General features: G+C 63.9%; 14 protein-coding genes. 2 read left to right on the top strand and 12 right to left on the bottom strand.

Features of this window, described 5'->3' with window-relative positions; translation table 11 throughout:
- Position 1: 1 nt before the first annotated feature.
- The 10 genes from rbfA to ACN5W5_RS17265 all read right to left on the bottom strand — a co-directional run bounded on the left by rbfA (position 2) and on the right by ACN5W5_RS17265 (position 12,296).
- Positions 2–376 carry a 30S ribosome-binding factor RbfA gene (gene rbfA / locus ACN5W5_RS17310; protein WP_177134140.1) on the bottom strand — a complete coding sequence of 125 codons (375 nt, stop codon included), beginning with the start codon at positions 374–376 and terminating at the stop codon, positions 2–4.
- A gap of 24 nt (positions 377–400) precedes the next feature.
- Positions 401–3,274 carry a translation initiation factor IF-2 gene (gene infB / locus ACN5W5_RS17305; protein WP_420049732.1) on the bottom strand — a complete coding sequence of 958 codons (2,874 nt, stop codon included), beginning with the start codon at positions 3,272–3,274 and terminating at the stop codon, positions 401–403.
- Between the two features lie 32 nt (positions 3,275–3,306).
- Entirely contained in the window at positions 3,307–4,806 is a 1,500-nt protein-coding gene (nusA, locus tag ACN5W5_RS17300) for a transcription termination factor NusA (protein ID WP_420049731.1), read from the bottom strand.
- 79 nt (positions 4,807–4,885) lie between these two features.
- On the bottom strand, positions 4,886–5,479 hold the full coding sequence (rimP, locus tag ACN5W5_RS17295) for a ribosome maturation factor RimP (protein ID WP_420049730.1): 594 nt from the start codon (positions 5,477–5,479) through the stop codon (positions 4,886–4,888).
- A 146-nt stretch (positions 5,480–5,625) separates the two neighbouring features.
- Entirely contained in the window at positions 5,626–5,847 is a 222-nt protein-coding gene (locus tag ACN5W5_RS17290) for a DUF2788 domain-containing protein (RefSeq protein WP_177134148.1), read from the bottom strand.
- Between the two features lie 21 nt (positions 5,848–5,868).
- Positions 5,869–6,612 (bottom strand): DUF2189 domain-containing protein, encoded by a 744-nt coding sequence (locus ACN5W5_RS17285; RefSeq protein ID WP_420049729.1) that lies wholly within the window; start codon positions 6,610–6,612, stop codon positions 5,869–5,871.
- A gap of 135 nt (positions 6,613–6,747) precedes the next feature.
- On the bottom strand, positions 6,748–8,349 hold the full coding sequence (locus tag ACN5W5_RS17280; protein ID WP_420049728.1) for an ABC transporter ATP-binding protein: 1,602 nt from the start codon (positions 8,347–8,349) through the stop codon (positions 6,748–6,750).
- Positions 8,346–9,380, bottom strand: a complete 1,035-nt coding sequence (locus ACN5W5_RS17275) for an ABC transporter permease (protein ID WP_420049727.1) — start codon at positions 9,378–9,380, stop codon at positions 8,346–8,348. The genes ACN5W5_RS17280 and ACN5W5_RS17275 overlap by 4 nt, the downstream gene beginning before the upstream one ends.
- Complete coding sequence (locus tag ACN5W5_RS17270) at positions 9,380–10,405, bottom strand: microcin C ABC transporter permease YejB (protein ID WP_420049726.1); 1,026 nt, start codon at positions 10,403–10,405, stop codon at positions 9,380–9,382. Before ACN5W5_RS17270 ends, ACN5W5_RS17275 begins: the two co-directional genes overlap by 1 nt.
- Positions 10,406–10,448: 43 nt before the next feature.
- Positions 10,449–12,296, bottom strand: coding sequence for an extracellular solute-binding protein (locus ACN5W5_RS17265; protein ID WP_420049725.1), 1,848 nt, complete (start codon positions 12,294–12,296; stop codon positions 10,449–10,451).
- 38 nt (positions 12,297–12,334) lie between these two features.
- Between ACN5W5_RS17265 and fabI the strand changes: the two genes are divergently transcribed.
- Together fabI and ACN5W5_RS17255 are read left to right on the top strand one after the other, a co-directional pair.
- Positions 12,335–13,135: an enoyl-ACP reductase FabI gene (gene fabI / locus ACN5W5_RS17260; protein WP_420049724.1), complete on the top strand. Its 801-nt coding sequence runs from the start codon at positions 12,335–12,337 to the stop codon at positions 13,133–13,135.
- A gap of 44 nt (positions 13,136–13,179) precedes the next feature.
- Entirely contained in the window at positions 13,180–14,052 is an 873-nt protein-coding gene (locus tag ACN5W5_RS17255; protein WP_420049723.1) for a DNA ligase, read from the top strand.
- Between the two features lie 21 nt (positions 14,053–14,073).
- On the opposite strand, the gene ACN5W5_RS17250 is transcribed toward ACN5W5_RS17255, so the two are convergent.
- Together ACN5W5_RS17250 and ACN5W5_RS17245 are read right to left on the bottom strand one after the other, a co-directional pair.
- A complete protein-coding gene (locus tag ACN5W5_RS17250; protein ID WP_177134165.1) occupies positions 14,074–14,289 on the bottom strand; it encodes a YdcH family protein in 216 nt (71 codons plus the stop codon).
- 119 nt (positions 14,290–14,408) lie between these two features.
- A complete protein-coding gene (locus tag ACN5W5_RS17245; protein ID WP_420049722.1) occupies positions 14,409–16,700 on the bottom strand; it encodes an Orn/Lys/Arg decarboxylase N-terminal domain-containing protein in 2,292 nt (763 codons plus the stop codon).

Below are 16,700 nucleotides of genomic sequence, written 5' to 3'. Positions count from 1 at the left end.
CTCATTCCTCGTCTTTGGAACGCGACGCCACCGCCTTGGAGATCAAGGCGTTCATGTCCGACGCGCGCTCGGTGGTGCGGTCAAAGATGAAGTGCAGCGTGGGCACGGTGTGGATGTGCAGCCGCTTGAAAAGTCCGCTGCGCAGGAAACCGGCCGCCGCGTTCAGGCCCTGCTGGGTTTCCTCGGGGTCGCCGGTCAACAGGCTGAAGAACACCTTGGCGTGTGCGTAGTCGGGCGTGACCTCGACCGCGTTGATCGTGATCATGCCCACCCGGCGATCCTTCAGCTCGCGCGCGATCAGCTCGGCCAGATCACGCTGGATCTGGTCGGCCACGCGAAAACCGCGGTTGGGAGTGGAAGACTTCTTGACAGCCATGTTGGTGCTCGAAACATACCCCGATCAGAGGGTACGCGCCACTTCCTTGATCTCAAAGAACTCGAGCTGATCGCCCTCTTTGATGTCGTTGTAATTCTTGAGCTTGATACCGCACTCGAAGCCTTCCTTGACTTCGCGCACATCGTCCTTCAGACGCTTCAAAGTGTCGATCTCGCCGGTGTAGACCACCACGTTTTCGCGCAGCAGACGGAAGTGTGCGTTGCGGGTGACCTGGCCCGAAGTGACCATACAACCCGCCACCGTACCGATCTTGGACGCGACAAACACGGTGCGGATCTCGGCCGAACCGATGATCTCTTCGCGTTTCTCGGGCGCCAGCATGCCGGACATGGCCGCTTTCAACTCATCGACGGCGTCGTAGATGATGTTGTAGTAGCGCAGATCCACGTCGTTGCCTTCGGCCAGCTTGCGCGCGCCCACATCGGCTCGCACGTTGAAGCCGATGATCACGGCCTTGGACGCGATGGCCAGGTTGACGTCGGACTCGCTGATGCCACCCACGCCGGAGAACACCAGCTGCACCTTGACCTCGTCGGTCGAAAGCTTGAGCAGCGAAGCGCCCAGAGCTTCCTGGGAACCCTGCACATCGGCTTTGACGATGATGGGCAAGACCTTGACCTCGCCCGCCGACATGTCCGTGAACATGTTTTCCAGCTTGGCTGCCTGTTGCCGGGCCAGCTTGGTGTTGCGGAACTTGCCGGCACGGTAGGTGGCGATTTCGCGCGCACGGCGCTCATCGGTCATCACCATGAAGTCGTCACCGGCCTGCGGGACTTCCGACAGACCCTGGATTTCCACCGGAATGGAAGGACCTGCGGACTTGATGGTCTTGCCGTTTTCGTCCAGCATGGCGCGCACGCGGCCCGAAGTCTGACCAACCAGAATCACGTCGCCGGTCTTGAGCGTACCGCTCTGCACCAGCACCGTGGCCACGGCGCCGCGGCCTTTGTCCAGACGCGCTTCGATCACCAGGCCCTTGGCCATGGCATCGACCGGCGCCTTGAGTTCCAGCACTTCGGCCTGGAGCAGCACCTGCTCCAGCAAAGCGTCCACGCCCTCGCCGGTCTTGGCCGACACGTTCACAAAGGGCACGTCGCCGCCAAACTCTTCGGGCACAACTTCTTCGGCCACCAGCTCGGAGCGCACCTTCTCCAGGTTGACGCCGGGTTTGTCGATCTTGGTGAGGGCAACCACCATGGGGACGCCTGCCGCTTTCGCGTGCTTGATGGCTTCCTTGGTCTGAGGCATGACGCCGTCATCGGCCGCACACACCAGGATCACGATGTCGGTCGCCTGCGCACCACGGGCCCGCATGGCGGTGAACGCCTCGTGACCCGGGGTATCGAGGAAGGAGATCACGCCGCGCGGGGTTTCCACGTGGTAGGCACCGATGTGCTGCGTGATGCCACCGGCTTCGCCCGCCGCCACCTTGGCGCGGCGGATGTAATCCAGCAGCGAGGTCTTGCCGTGGTCCACGTGACCCATCACGGTCACGACCGGAGCGCGCGGCAGCAGCTCGGCTTCCAGTTGCTCGGTGTCTTCGTCGGTAAAGGCTTCCGGGTCGTCCAGCGCGGCAACGATGGCCTTGTGGCCCAGCTCTTCCACCACGATCATGGCGGTGTCCTGGTCCAGCGGCTGGTTGATGGTGACCATCTGGCCGAGCTTCATCAACTGCTTGATGACCTCGGACGACTTCAAGCTCATCTTGTGCGCCAGTTCGGCGACCGTGATGGTCTCCGGCACGTGCACCTCGATGACCTTGAATTCGGTCGGCGCCACGAAACTGCTCTGACCGGTGTCACGGCTGTCGCGGTCGTTGCGACGACCACCACCACGCGGACCACCGCGCCAGTTGGAGCGCCCGGCGCTGGTGTCGCCACGGGTCTTGATTTCCTTCTTCTTGGCCGCGTCGTCTTTCCAGGTCGAAGACAGGTTCTCGGACTTGACTTCTTTCTTGCCAGCCGCACCCGCGACAGCCGCCACAGCAGCCGTGCCCGCGGGTTTGGCACCGGGTGTGCCAGCAGGTTTGTGCAGCGTGCCCTTGATGGCCTTGGGATCCGGCGTGGGCTCAGGCTTCTTGGCCACCATCGTCTTGGCCGGAGCTGCCATCATGGCGCGGATGTTGGCGGCTTCGGCTTCCGCCTTGCGACGGCGCTCGATCAGGTCCTGGGCGCGCAGGTCGTCGGCCTTCTGGACCTCGGCCTTCTTGTCGGCCAGCACACGGGCGGCAGATTCACGCTCCAGCGACGCGGCCTGGGCTTTTTCGTGCTCGACGATGCGGGCCGCAGCACTGCCAGCGGCATCGACGGGAGTAGCTGCGGGTTGAACGGCTTCACGCTCGGCGCGCGCCGCTGCCTCGGCCGCTTCTGCAGCCATCCGGTCCTGTTCGGCCTTGGCCGCGCGGGCTTCTTCGGCTTCGCGCTGCTGGCGTTTCTGCGACAGTTCTTCTTCCTGGCGACGCAGCAGTTCGGCTTGATGGCGTGCATCTTCTTCACGACGGGCCAATTCGGCCTCATCGATGACGGGAACCGCTGGCGCCTCTGGCTCGGGCACGACTTCCGGGGCGATCACATCGTCGTCGCGCTTGACGAAGGTGCGCTTCTTGCGCACCTCGACCTGGATCGTGCGGGCACGACCGGTGGCGTCAGCCTGCTTGATTTCACTGGTCGATTTCTTGACCAAGGTGATTTTCTTGCGCTCGCCACCCGAGGTGCCATGGCTGGCCTTGAGGTGACCCAGCAGCTTCTGCTTGTCGGACTCGGTGACCGGATCGGTCCCCGCGTTTTTGGGCACCCCGGCTGAGGAGAGTTGCTCCAGCAGCGATGAGGTGGTCTTGTTCAGCTCGGCAGCCAATTCGGCGACAGTGGTACTGGTCATAGGTGTTTTTTCTCCGCTCTGGCCTGCTCGGTTCAGTTGGATGCAGGCGTTTCGTCACTGTTGAACCAGTGAGCGCGGGCCAACATGATCATCGCCGTGGCCTCTTCAGGCGTCTGGCCGGTCAGGTCGGTCAATTCGTCGGTGGCCAGGTCGGCCAGTTCATCACGGGTGTGCACGCCGCCATCGGCCAGCTTGGCCACCAGCTCGGGGGTCATGCCTTCGAGGTCGCGCAGATCCTGCGAGACTTCCTCGACGCTTTCTTCCCGGGCAATCTCCATGGTCAGCAGGGCATCCTTGGCACGGGTGCGCAGTTCGTTCACGGTGTCTTCGTCGAACGATTCGATCTCCAGCATTTCCTGCAGCGGCACATAGGCCACTTCTTCGAGGCTGGTGAACCCCTCCTCGATCAGGATATCGGCGATTTCCTGGTCCACGTCCAGCTTAGCCATGAAGATCTTGCGGATGCCGTCGGCTTCTTCGGCCTGCTTCTGCGCCGACTCGTCGGCGGTCATGATGTTGATGCGCCAGCCGGTCAGCTCGGAGGCCAGACGCACGTTCTGTCCACCGCGGCCGATGGCGATCGCCAGGTTTTCTTCATCCACGACCACGTCCATGGCGTGACGCTCTTCATCCACCACGATCGAGACCACGTTGGCCGGCGCCAGGGCGCCGATGACGAACTGAGCCGGGTCTTCGGACCACAGCACGATGTCCACGCGTTCGCCGGCGAGTTCGTTGGTCACGCCATTGACACGCGAACCGCGCACGCCGACACAGGTGCCGATCGGGTCGATGCGTTTGTCGTGCGATTGCACGGCGATCTTGGCGCGCGAACCGGGATCGCGGGCGCAGGTCTTGATCTCCAGCAGGCCCTGTTCGATCTCAGGCACTTCCTGGCGGAAGAGCTCGATCATGAACGACGGGGCCGAGCGCGACAGCAGGATGGGTGCGCCACGCAGCGTCAGGTCCACATCCATGATCATGGCGCGCACACGGTCGCCCGTCCGGAAGTTCTCTTTCGGGATCATCTCGCTGCGCTTCAAACGGCCTTCGACACGGCCGCTCTCGATGATGAGGTCGCCCTTGTCCATGCGCTTGACGGTGCCGACGAAGATCTTGTCGCCGCGCGACATGAAGTCGTTGAGCAGCATCTCACGCTCGGCGTCGCGAATCTTCTGCAGGATCACCTGTTTGGCGGCCATGGCGCCGATGCGGCCGATGGGCACGCTTTCAACCGGCTTCTCGATGAAGTCGCCTTCTTCGATATCGGGAATTTCCTCGCGCGCATCGGTCAGCAGCTCTTCGGCATCGGGGTTCTGCAGGCCCGCTTCGTCGGGCACGACGAGCCAGCGACGGAAGGTCTCGTAGGAGCCATCGTCCGGACTCATGGCCACGCGGATGTCCACGTCGCCCTTGTAGAGTTTTTTGGTGGCCGAGGCCAGCGCCAATTCCACAGCGCTCAGCACAATGTCACGTTCGACATTTTTCTCGCGCGAGATGGCATCGATCAGCATCAACATTTCGCGGTTCATATCACTCGCCCACCTTTCCGAAGCTCTTTTCCAGAGTCACAAACAATTTTTTGCATGAATGGATCGCACAACAACAACTTCAAACCGGATCCAATCCATCTGAAGCCGTCTGACGACCCTTGAAATTCACAATGGGCGCCAACCGGGCCTGCTGGACATCGTCCAGCACAAAGCCCAGCGCCTGCAGCGGCGGCGGCACACGTTTCTTGCTCACGCGCTGCCCCGGCTTGGGTTCGGGCGCATCGCTCCACACCAGCTGCCAGGACACCCCATCAGCGGCCCGCTCCAGCGTACCGCGAAACTTTTTCCGACTGGCCGAAATACCAGAGTCCGTGACGCCGATCGGCGCCTTCAGCGTGAGGTCAACCACGTGACCCTCAAACCGGATGTAATCCATTTCGTGACGGAGCGGACGGTCAATACCCGGCGAACCCACTTCCAGCCGGCGGTACTCCAGACCTTCGACTTCCAGCAGATAGTGCAGCTGGCGCGTCACCTTCTCGCAATCTTCCACCGTCACGAACTGGGGTACCGGTGCGGGCTGGCCCGCTTCTGGCGCCTGCCAGGGCAAATCGATCGTGACACGCAACAAACCACCGGCGGAACGCTCCAGATCCACCAGGTCAAAACCCAGTCCAGTGACGGTTTGCGTGACGGTTTCTTGCCAGGCCATTGGTGCGGTATCTGCCTTGTTCGGTGTTGGTTGGAAAAGCGTTCGGCCAAAAAAAATGGGCCGGTAGTAACCCGCCCATTTGGTCGTGAAGCTCGCATTATAACCCGTCTGAGACCCCTATTGCAATATCCGAGCCACCGGCGCCATCAAATACCCAACACCCATTGAATGATGTTCTTGGCGACGAAACCCAGCATGCCCAGCGACAGCACCAGAAACAGGATGAAGGAGCCGAATTTGCCCGCCTTGGACTCCAGCGCGAGGTTGAACACAATGAAAAGCATGTAGAGGATGAACGCGCCGACGCCGAAGGTCAGCCCGAACTGGGCGATCTGGCCCTCGGTGTAGCCGAAAAGGGTGGTTTCCATGAAAAAGTGCCGCGTTGCGGCTCAGGCGGCTGGCGCCGTGGGGCTAGAAATAGAAGTTTCGGGGCAGAGATCGCGGTAGGCGTGCCAGCTGGCATGGGCCACCAGGGGGATGACCACGATCAGACCCAGCAAGGCGGTGATCAGGCCCATGCCGAAAAGCATGCCGATCAGCACCGCCCACCAGACCAGCGGCCCGGGATGATCGGCCACGGCGCGCCAGCTCGCGGTCACCGCCATGCTGACCGGCACGCTCTTGTCCACCAGCATCGGAATGGCGACCACGCTGGAAGCAAAAACCGGCGCCGCGAGCAGCGACCCCATCAGGAGCCAGACTTCAAACAGGCCCGGCTCCCTCACCAGCACCACATGTTTCAGAAAATCCGCCGGCTTGTTGATCGGCACCTCGGACCACAGGGTGATCAGGCCGGCCGAGGTCAATACCCAGCCCGTGCCTGCCAGCCCCAGCAACAGACCAAAGCGCACCAGGCGCCCATCAAACGAGCGCCAGAGCGCCAGCACATCGCCCAGACCCGCCATGCGCCCGGCGGCCCGTTCGCGGCTGACGTGGTACAGACCGGTCGCCAGCACCGGGGCGACAATCAGGAAGCCGGAAAAAGCGCCCGCCAGCAGCCAGAATCTATCGCGCGCCGCCCACATCAGCAGCCAGCCGAACAGGGTGATCAGCGCACCATGGACCAGACCGGGCACAGGGTTGGCCCGCAGATCGTCCCAGCCCTTTTCAATCCAGCGGACAGGCGAGATCATGTCCACGGGCACGGCGGCGTTTGGGGAAGGCGCTGGCGGTAGGGTCTGTGTCATGGAGGTGGAATGGGTTCGCGCTCAGACGCGCCACGGCGGCCTGGGACGGCGGAGATGTTAATTCATGCCCGAACACGCAGTTCAGGCGGCCGCCCTTACCAGGGCCTGGGTGTAGGGATGCTGCGGGTGCTGCAGCACCTGGTCGACATGACCCCGTTCCACCAGTGCACCGTCTTTCATCACCACGACCTCGTGGGCCATGGCGGCGATGACGTCGACATCGTGCGTGATCAGCAGGTAGCTCAGGCCGCGCTCGCGCTGCAGGCGCTGCAGAAGGGCGAGCACCTGTCTCTGCACGGTCACGTCCAGCGCGCTGGTGGGTTCGTCGAGCACCAGCAGGCGAGGCCCGACGATGAGTGCGCGCGCAATGGCGAGACGCTGGCGCTGGCCACCCGAAAACTCGTGCGGGTAACGCTGCAGCCAGTCGCCGCCATGGCGGGGGTCGTCCACCAGGCCGACATCGGCGAGGGCAACCACCACGCGCTCCCGGCGCTGGGCGGCGGACAGCCCGGGCTCGTGGACCAACAGGCCTTCGCCCACGATCTGCTCCACCGTCATGCGCGGCGACAACGAAGAAAACGGGTCCTGGAAGACGACCTGGATGCGCTGGCGCAGGGCGCGGCTCTGGCCCGCCTTGTGGGCCTCGCTCCAGTCGGTCCCGGTCACCCGCAGGCTGCCCCCGTGCGGCAACAGGCCCAGCGCAGCCAGCGCGAGCGTGGACTTGCCCGAGCCCGACTCGCCGATCACGCCCAGCGTGCGCCCGGGAGGAATGTCGAGATCGGCGCCCTGCACCGCCACGAACTCGCCCTTCTTGAACCAGCCGCGCAGACCCGGCAGCGGCACCGGGTAGCTCACGCGCAGGCCACGCGCCTGCAGCACCGGTTCACCGGCATCCGCAGGTGCTTCCACCACATCGCGCCCGGGTTTGCTGGCCAGCAGCATGCGGGTGTAGGCGTGTTGCGGTGCGGCAAACACCTCTGCCACGCCGCCCTGCTCCACCAGATGACCGCGCTCCATCACCGCCACACGGTCGGCGAAACGCCGCACCAGGTTCAGGTCGTGCGTGATCAGCAACACCGCCATACCGTGCTGGCGCTGCAGATCGGCCAGCAGGTCGAGGATTTGGCCGCGCAGGCTCACGTCCAGCGCGGTGGTGGGCTCGTCGGCGAGCAGCAATTTCGGGTTGCTGGCCAGCGCCATGGCGATCATGGCGCGCTGGCGCTGGCCGCCGCTGAGCTGGTGCGGGAAGGCGCCCGCGCGGCGGGTCGGCTCGGGGATGCCGGTCGAGGCCAGCAGCTCCACGGCGGCCGACCGGGCCTGGCTCACGGTCAGCCCTTTTTTCAGCTGCAGCACTTCGGTGATCTGGTCGCCCACCGTATAGAGTGGGTTGAGCGCCGTCATGGGTTCCTGGAAGATGACAGCCACGTCGTCGCCGCGCACGCCGCGCAACTGGTGTTCGCTCATCTGCAGCAGGTCCCGCCCTGCCAGCAGCGCCGAACCGCTGACCTCGGCGTTGTGCACCAGGCGCAGCAGCGAGAGTGCCGACACCGTCTTGCCCGAACCGGACTCGCCCACCAGGGCCAGCTTTTCCCCGGCATCAATCGAAAAGTTGATGCCGTGCACCACCGGCTGGCCGTTGAAGGCCACCTGCAGGTTCTGAACCTGGAGCAGCGGCGCCGTCATTGTTCGGCCTTCCGCGGATCGAGCGCGTCGCGCAAGGCATCGCCCATGAAGGTGAGCAGCAGCAGCGTGATCACCAGCACGGCGAAGGTGGACATGGAAATCCACCACGCGTCGATGTTGTTCTTGCCCTGGCTGAGCAGTTCGCCGAGCGACGGCGTGCCGGGCGGCACGCCCAGGCCCAGAAAGTCCAGCGAAGTCAGCGCCAGGATGGCCGCGCTCATGCGGAATGGCAGAAAGGTGACCACCGGCGTGAGGCTGTTGGGCAGCACGTGGCGCCAGATGATCTGCGCGTTCGACAGGCCCAGCGCGCGCGCCGCGCGCACATAGTCCAGCTGGCGGTTGCGCAGGAACTCGGCACGCACGTAGTCGGACAGGCCCATCCAGCCGAACAGGCTGAGCAGCACCAGCAGCAGGCTGATGCTGGGCGCGAACACGGCGGAAAAGATGATCAGCAGGTAGAGCTCGGGCATCGAGCCCCAGATTTCGATGAAGCGCTGGAAGGCCAGGTCGGTCTTGCCGCCGAAAAAACCCTGGATGGCGCCGGTGATCACACCGAGGACGACGCCGATGAAGGTGAGCGCGAGCGCAAACAGCACGCTGACCCGGAAGCCATAGATCAGCTGGGCCAGCAGGTCGCGCCCGCGGTCGTCGGTGCCGAGCCAGTTGTCGAGGGTCGGGGCCGAAGGATTGGGCTCTTTCGCGAAGTAGTTGAGCGTCTTCGGGCCATAAGGGTTGGGTGCGTAGACCGCCCAGTTGTTTCCGCGGGTCAGTTGCTCGCGGATGAACGGGTCGAGGTAATCGGTGGTGGTTTCAAAGTCGCCACCGAACGTGGTTTCGGGGTAGTCCTGCACCATGGGGAAATAGGTGCTGCCCTCGTAGCGCACGATCAGCGGCCGGTCGTTCGACAGCAGCTCGGCGAACAGGCTGGCCACCACCAGCACGCAGAACATCACCAGACTCCAGTAGCCCAGGCGGTTGCGCTTGAAGCGCTGCCAGGCACGGCGGGACGGGGAGAGGGAAGCGGACGCCATCAATCGAACTTCACCCGGGGATCGACCCAGAGGTAACAAAGGTCCGACACCAGCTTGGTCACCAGCCCGATCAGCGTGAACAGGAACAGGGTGCCCAGTACGACGGGGTAGTCGCGCCGGATCACACTTTCATAACTCAGCAGGCCCAGGCCATCAAGCGAAAACAGCGTTTCAATCAGCAGCGAGCCGGCAAAAAAGGCACCGATGAAGGCCGAGGGGAAGCCGGTGACGATGGGGATCAGCGCATTGCGGAAGACGTGCTTCCACAGCACCTGGCGTTCGCTCAGGCCCTTGGCGCGCGCCGTCATCACGTACTGCTTGCGGATTTCTTCCAGAAAGGCGTTCTTCGTGAGCATCGCCGTGACCGCAAAACTCCCGAGCACCATGGCCGTCAGCGGAAGGGTGATGTGCCAGAGGTAATCCAGGATGCGCGCGCCCCAGCTCAGTTCGTCCCAGTTCGATGAGGTGAGCCCGCGCAGCGGAAACCACTGCAGTTGCCCGCCAAAGATCACCAGCAGCGCCACGCCCAGCACAAAGCCGGGGATGGCATAGCCGATCAGAACCAGCAGCGTGGTCACCAGATCAAAACGGGTGCCGGCGCGAACCGCCTTGGCGACACCGAGCGGCACTGCCACGAGGTAGCTGATGAAAAAAGTCCACATGCCGAGACTGATGGACACCGGCAGCTTCTCGACGATGAGCTCGGACACCGCCTTGTTCTGGAAAAAACTGGTGCCCAGATCGAAGCGCGCGAATTGCCCGAGCATCTGGAAAAAACGCTCGTGCGCCGGCTTGTCAAAGCCGTACAGCGCCTTGATCTGCTCCAGACGCTGCGGGTCCACGCCCTGGGCGCCCCGGTACACCGAGCCGCCTTCCGCCCCACCGCCCTGCCCCGTGCGTGCCTCGGCCAGGTACTGATCCACCGGCCCGCCCGGCACGAACTGGATCACCACGAAGGTCAGCAGCAAGACCCCGAACAGCGTCGGGATCATGAGCAGGAGGCGTTTGAGGATGTAGACCCACATGGTCAGTTTGTACCTGATCTCATTGAGCAAGCGATGGGGGTGATCACTGCTTGCTCCACCAGGTGTCAATGGCCCAGGATTCTCCGGCGGCGTAAGGCGGCATGTCTTTTGGCCGCTCCAGCCGCCAGGCGTTGTAGACCATGCGGTGCGTGGTCGCTGACCACTGCGGGATCAGGTAGTGGCTGTGGCTGATGACGCGGTCCAGCGCCCGGCAGGCGGCGAGAAAGTCGGGCTTGACGCGCGCATTGACCATCCGGGCGATCAGCGCATCCACAGCGGGGCTGCTGACGCCCGCGAAGTTGCCGGAGTCTTCGGTCTTGGCCGCCTGGCTGCCGAACAGGTCGGCGTATTCGGCGCCGGGGTTGGGTGTGCCGCCGTAGGCGATGGAAATGATGTCGAAGTCGAAACCGCGCAGTCGCTGTTGGTACAGCGCGAAGTCCACCGGCCGGAACTTCAGTTCGATGCCCAGCTTTTCCAGATTGCGCGCCCACGGTGTGACGACCCTCGCCCCGGTTTCGGCGCTGTCCAGGTATTCCAGCACCATGGCTTGCCCCTGGGCGTTGCGCAATTGCCCGTCCTGCACCGTCCAGCCCGCCTCGCGCAACAGCGCCTGGGCCTTGCGCAAGTTGCCGCGCAGGGAGTCCTGGCCGTCGGTGCGCGGCGGTGCGTACATGGGGCCAAAGGCCGCGGCAGGCAACTGGCTGCGCCAGGGCTGCATCAGCGCCAGCTCGTCGGGGCCGGGCCCGTTCGTGGGCGAACAATCGGTGTTGCCGAACAGGCCTCGCACCCGCTGGTAGCCGCCGTAAAACATCTGCCGGTTCATCCACTCGTAGTCCATCGCCAGCCCCAGCGCCTCGCGCACCCGGATGTCGTCCAGCGGTTTGCGACGGGTGTTGAGCACATAACTCTGGAAACCCATGGGCAGGCGGTGGCTGAACTCGGCCTTGACCAGTTCACCGGTGTTGAAGCGTTTGCCGTTGACGCGGCGCGCCCAGTCACCGGCCGAGAAGAACCGCATCAAGTCAAACTCGCCGGCCTTCAGCGCCTCCAGGCGCGCCGTGCTGTCCTTGTAGATCTTGACCGTGATGCGGTCGAAATTGGCGGTACCCCGGCGCACCGGCAGGTCGCGCGCCCAGTAGGCCGGGTCGCGCACGTAGGTGATGTCCTTGCCGAACTGCACCGGACCGATCTTGTAAGGCCCGCTGCCGATGGGAAAGTCCATCACAACCTGGTCAAAGCTCTTGCGTTGCCCGGTCTTGGGATCCACCGCATCGCCCCAGGCGCGGCTGAACACGGGCAGACCGCCCACCGTCAACGGCATTTCGCGGTTGGGCTTCTTGAAGCGGTAGCGCACCGTGCGCTCGTCGATCACGTCCAGCCCGGCCACGTCTTCCAGGATGGTCTTGTAGGCGGGCGAAGTGTGCGGCCCCATCAAGGTGTCAAAACTGTGCTTCACATCGGCGGCCAGCACCGGCTGGCCATTGTGGAAACGCGCCTCTCGTCGCAGCCGGAAAGTGACCGACAGGCCATCACTCGCGGCGTCCACGTCTTCGGCCAGCAGCCCGTAGCCGGCACCCGTTTCGTCCAGCGCGCCCGTGAGCAGCGAGTCGAACATCAGGTCGGACAGGTAGGCAGGTGCACTGCCCCGCAAGGTGAACGGGTTGTATTTGTCGAAGGTGGACACGCGCAGGTTGCTGACCAGCCGCAACTCGCCCCCTTTGGGCGCAGCAGGGTTCACATAGGAAAAATAGGCAAACCCTGGCGGGTATCTGAGATCGCCCCAGAGGGCATAACCATGGGCCGACCAGGCCGGGGATGCAGACAGCGCCAGCACGGCCACCGAACACAGACCAGCCAGGCGTGAACGGAATCGGTGAAGCGGTGGGTGCATGCGACAATTCTGCTGGAAATTTCACTGGAGGTCGCGTCATGGGTTTTCTGGCCGGCAAAAAATTGCTGATCACGGGGGTGTTGTCCAACCGATCCATCGCCTATGGCATCGCCAGAGCCTGTCACCAGCAGGGCGCCGAACTCGCTTTCAGCTATGTGGGGGAACGCTTTAAAGACCGCATCACCGAGTTTGCGGCCGAGTTCGGCTCGACGCTGATCTTCGACTGCGATGTCGGCGACGACGACCAGATCGACCAGATGTTTGCCGGTCTGTCGAAAACCTGGCCGAAGTTTGACGGCTTCGTGCACAGCATCGGCTTTGCGCCACGCGAGGCGATCGCCGGCGACTTTCTCGATGGCCTGTCGCGTGAAGCTTTCCGCGTCGCCCACGACATCAGCGCCTACAGTTTCCCCGCCATGGCCAAGGCCGCCCTGCCTTATCTGAACGACAAAGCCGCCCTGCTCACGCTGAGCTACCTCGGTGCGCTGCGCATCATTCCCCACTACAACACCATGGGCCTGGCCAAGGCCAGCCTGGAAGCTTCGGTGCGCTACCTGGCCGAGTCGCTGGGTCCGCGCGGCATGCGCGTCAATGGCATCAGCGCCGGACCGATCAAGACGCTGGCCGCCAGCGGCGTCAAGGACTTCGGCAAGCTGCTGGGCATGGTCGCCGCCGCATCGCCCCTGCGACGCAACATCACGATCGAAGACGTGGGCAACGTGGCGGCGTTCCTGCTGTCCGATCTGGCTTCGGGGGTGACCGCCGAGATCACCTATGTGGACGGGGGCTTCAGCCAGACCGGCGGCGCCAGTCGCGACAGCGATCCGGCAGGTTCCTGACCGTGCAAGCGCCCGGCCAGCCTCTGTTGCACCGGCGGACATGGATGCTGGCGGCGCTCGGCCTGCTGGCGTTCGGAGGGGCAGAGGCGGCCGCCCCCAACGGCACCCCGGCCCTGATGCTGGCCAACGTCTACCGCCCGGGTATCGATCTGGGTGCCTACTGGCTCAGCGAAAAATACGACGGTGTGCGCGGCTTCTGGGATGGCCGGCGCTTGTTGACACGCGGTGGGACTGAAGTTCTGGCACCGGCCTGGTTCACGCAGGGGTGGCCCGACGAACCCATGGACGGTGAACTCTGGGCCGGTCGTGGCCGGTTCGAAGAAGCGGTTTCCACCGTGCGCCAGCAAACGCCCGACGATGCGGCCTGGCGAGGCATCCGTTTCATGGTGTTTGATCTGCCGGCGCACGCTGGCGTTTTCAGTGAGCGCATCCAGGCTTACCGGTTGCTGGTTCAAGGCATGGGCCAGCCTTGGGTGATGGCCGTGCCACAGGAACGGGTGGCCAGCCACGAAGCGCTGGGCCATCGGCTGGACCAGATGGTGCGCTCGGGCGGCGAAGGCTTGATGCTGCACCGTGGCGACTCGCTGTACCGCGCCGTGCGCAGCGACGACCTGCTCAAGGTGAAGACCCACGAAGACGCCGAAGCCCAGGTGCTGGGGTCTGTGCCCGGTCGGGGCAAATACGCGGGAGCCATGGGCGCCCTGCTGGTGCAGTCGCCGGATGGACGGCGGTTCCGGATCGGGAGCGGTTTCAGCGATGCCCTGCGCCAGCAGCCGCCCCAGGCGGGTACCTGGGTGACCTACCGCTACCGGGGCCTGCACGACAGTGGCCTGCCGCGCTTCGCCACCTTTTTGCGCATCCGCAGCGACGCCGACTTGTCGGCGCCGGTCGGAGCGCAGACCCCTGCCCTGCGCTGAACAGGCAGCAGACCGCGCGGGTCAGGCGCTGGCCTGCCGCAGGATGCCGTAGATCTGGTCCTTGAGCAGCAGTTTTTCTTTTTTCAACTGTTCAATCTCGGCCTGCGAACCGGGTTCAATGTGCGCTTCCTTGTTCTTGATCACCTGATCCAGTTCGTTGTGCTTGTCAAACAGGCGCGTGAAGTGGACGTCATGGCCCTTGAGCTGGGTGATGAGATCGCGGTATTCAGGGAACATCGGTAAGCCTCCGGTTGGGTGGTGGGCATGCACGGTGCACGTTCCTTTGTGCCTCCCGCCATGAGCGGGTTGCCGAAACATCTTACCGTGCGGCCTCCGGATCAGCGTATCCGGCAGTCTCAGATACCCACACAGTCGGCAAAGTAGCGAAGCACACCGTCTGTCCCGCGCTCCTGCACGAGCCCGTGGATGTCGGTTTCGAACCCGGGGCACTCGCGCGCGAACTCGCGGTTGAACTTGAGGTAGTCCACGATCTTCTTGTTGAACACCTCACCCGGGATCAGCAATGGGATGCCCGGCGGGTACGGGGTCACCAGGCTGGTGGTGATGCGACCTTCCAGGTCATCGATCGGCACGCGCTGCGTGGTGCGGTGCGCGATGTGCGCAAACGCGTCACTCGGCTTCATGGCCGGCGTGTGGTCGCTCAGGTACATGTCGGTCGTGAGGCGTGCGATGTCGTACTTGGCGTAGAGCTCGTGCACGTGCTGGCAGAGGTCGCGCAGGCCCATCTGGTCGTAGCGCGGGTGCTTCTGGCAGAACTCCGGCAGGATGCGCCACATGGGCTGGTTCTTGGCGTAGTCATCCTTGAACTGCTGCAGCGCCGTCAGCAGCGTGTTCCAGCGGCCCTTGGTGATGCCGATGGTGAACATGATGAAGAAGCTGTAGAGCCCGGTCTTCTCCACCACCACGCCGTGTTCGGCCAGGAACTTGGTGACGATCGAGGCCGGGATGCCGGTGGCGGCAAAGTCCCCGTTCATGTTCAGCCCGGGCGTGACGATGGTCGCCTTGATCGGATCCAGCATGTTGAAGCCCGGCGCCATGTCGCCAAAACCGTGCCAGGCCTCTTCGCCATCCGAAGGCTGCACGCCATCGGCGTCGGTGCGCTTGAGCACCCAGTCGCTGGCCCGGCCGATGCCCTCTTCCACCAGGTTGTCGGGTCCCCAGACCTGGAACCACCAGTCGTCCTCGCCGAATTCGGCCTCGACCTTGCGCATGGCGCGGCGGAAATCCAGGGCTTCGGCGATGCTCTCTTCCACCAGTGCGGTGCCGCCGGGCGGCTCCATCATGGCCGCGGCCACGTCGCAGCTGGCGATGATGCTGTACTGCGGGCTGGTGCTGGTGTGCATCAGGTAGGCCTCGTTGAAGAGGTGGCGGTCCAGCTTGGTGGTCTGCGAGTCCTGCACCAGCACATGGCTGGCCTGGCTGATGCCGGCCAGCAGCTTGTGGATGGACTGCGTCGCGTACACCACCGAGTGCTGCGGACGCGCGCGCTTCTTGCCCATGGCGTGGAAACTGCCATAGAACGGGTGGAAGGCCGCATGGGGCAGCCAGGCTTCGTCGAAGTGCAGGTTGTCCACCCAGCCATCGAGCAGGTTCTTGATGGTCTCGGTGTTGTAGAGCACACCGTCGTAGGTGGACTGCGTGAGCGTGAGGATGCGCGGCTTGACCTTGTCGGCATCGACGCCCGCCAGCAGCGGGTTGGCGCGGATCTTGGCCTTGATGGCATCGATCTCGAACTCGCTCTGCGGGATCGGGCCGATGATGCCGTAGTGGTTGCGCGTGGGCTTCAGGAAGACGGGGATCGCGCCCGTCATGATGATGCTGTGCAGGATGGACTTGTGACAGTTGCGGTCCACCACCACCACGTCACCCGGCGCCACCGTGTGGTGCCAGACCATCTTGTTGCTGGTGCTGGTGCCGTTGGTGACGAAGTAGCAGTGGTCGGCGTTGAAGATGCGCGCGGCGTTGCGTTCGCTGGCACCGATGGCGCCGTTGTGGTCCAGCAACTGCCCGAGCTCCTCCACCGCGTTGCAGACGTCGGCGCGCAGCATGTTCTCGCCGTAGAACTGGTGGTACATCTGGCCCACCGGGCTCTTCAGGAAGGCCACGCCGCCCGAGTGACCCGGGCAGTGCCACGAATAGGAGCCGTCTTCCGCGTAGTCGAGCAGCGCCTTGAAGAACGGCGGCTGGATGCCTTCGAGGTAGCTCTTGGCTTCGCGGATGATGTGGCGCGCCACGAACTCGGGCGTGTCTTCAAACATGTGGATGAAGCCATGCAGCTCGCGCAGGATGTCGTTGGGCAGGTGGCGGCTGGTCTTGGTTTCGCCGTGCACATAGATCGGCACGTCGGCGTTCTTGCGCCGCACTTCCTGAATGAAGTTGCGCAGGTTCAGCACCACCGGGTCCAGGTCCGGCCCCGGGCTGAACTCTTCATCGTCGATGGACAGGATGAACGCGCTGGCGCGGCTCTGCTGTTGCGCAAACAGGCTGAGGTCGCCGTAGCTGGTGACACCGACCACTTCGAAACCCTCCGTCTCGATGGCCTGCGCCAGGGCGCGAATACCCAGACCGGAGGAGTTCTCCGAGCGGAAGTCCTCATCGATGATGACGATGGGAAAACGGAATTTCAT

Source organism: Hydrogenophaga sp. ZJX-1 (assembly GCF_048590325.1).
Classification (GTDB): Bacteria; Pseudomonadota; Gammaproteobacteria; order Burkholderiales; family Burkholderiaceae_C; genus Hydrogenophaga.
The sequence above is the reverse complement of the archived record's forward strand: the minus strand, read 5'-3'. Positions and strand labels throughout refer to the sequence as shown.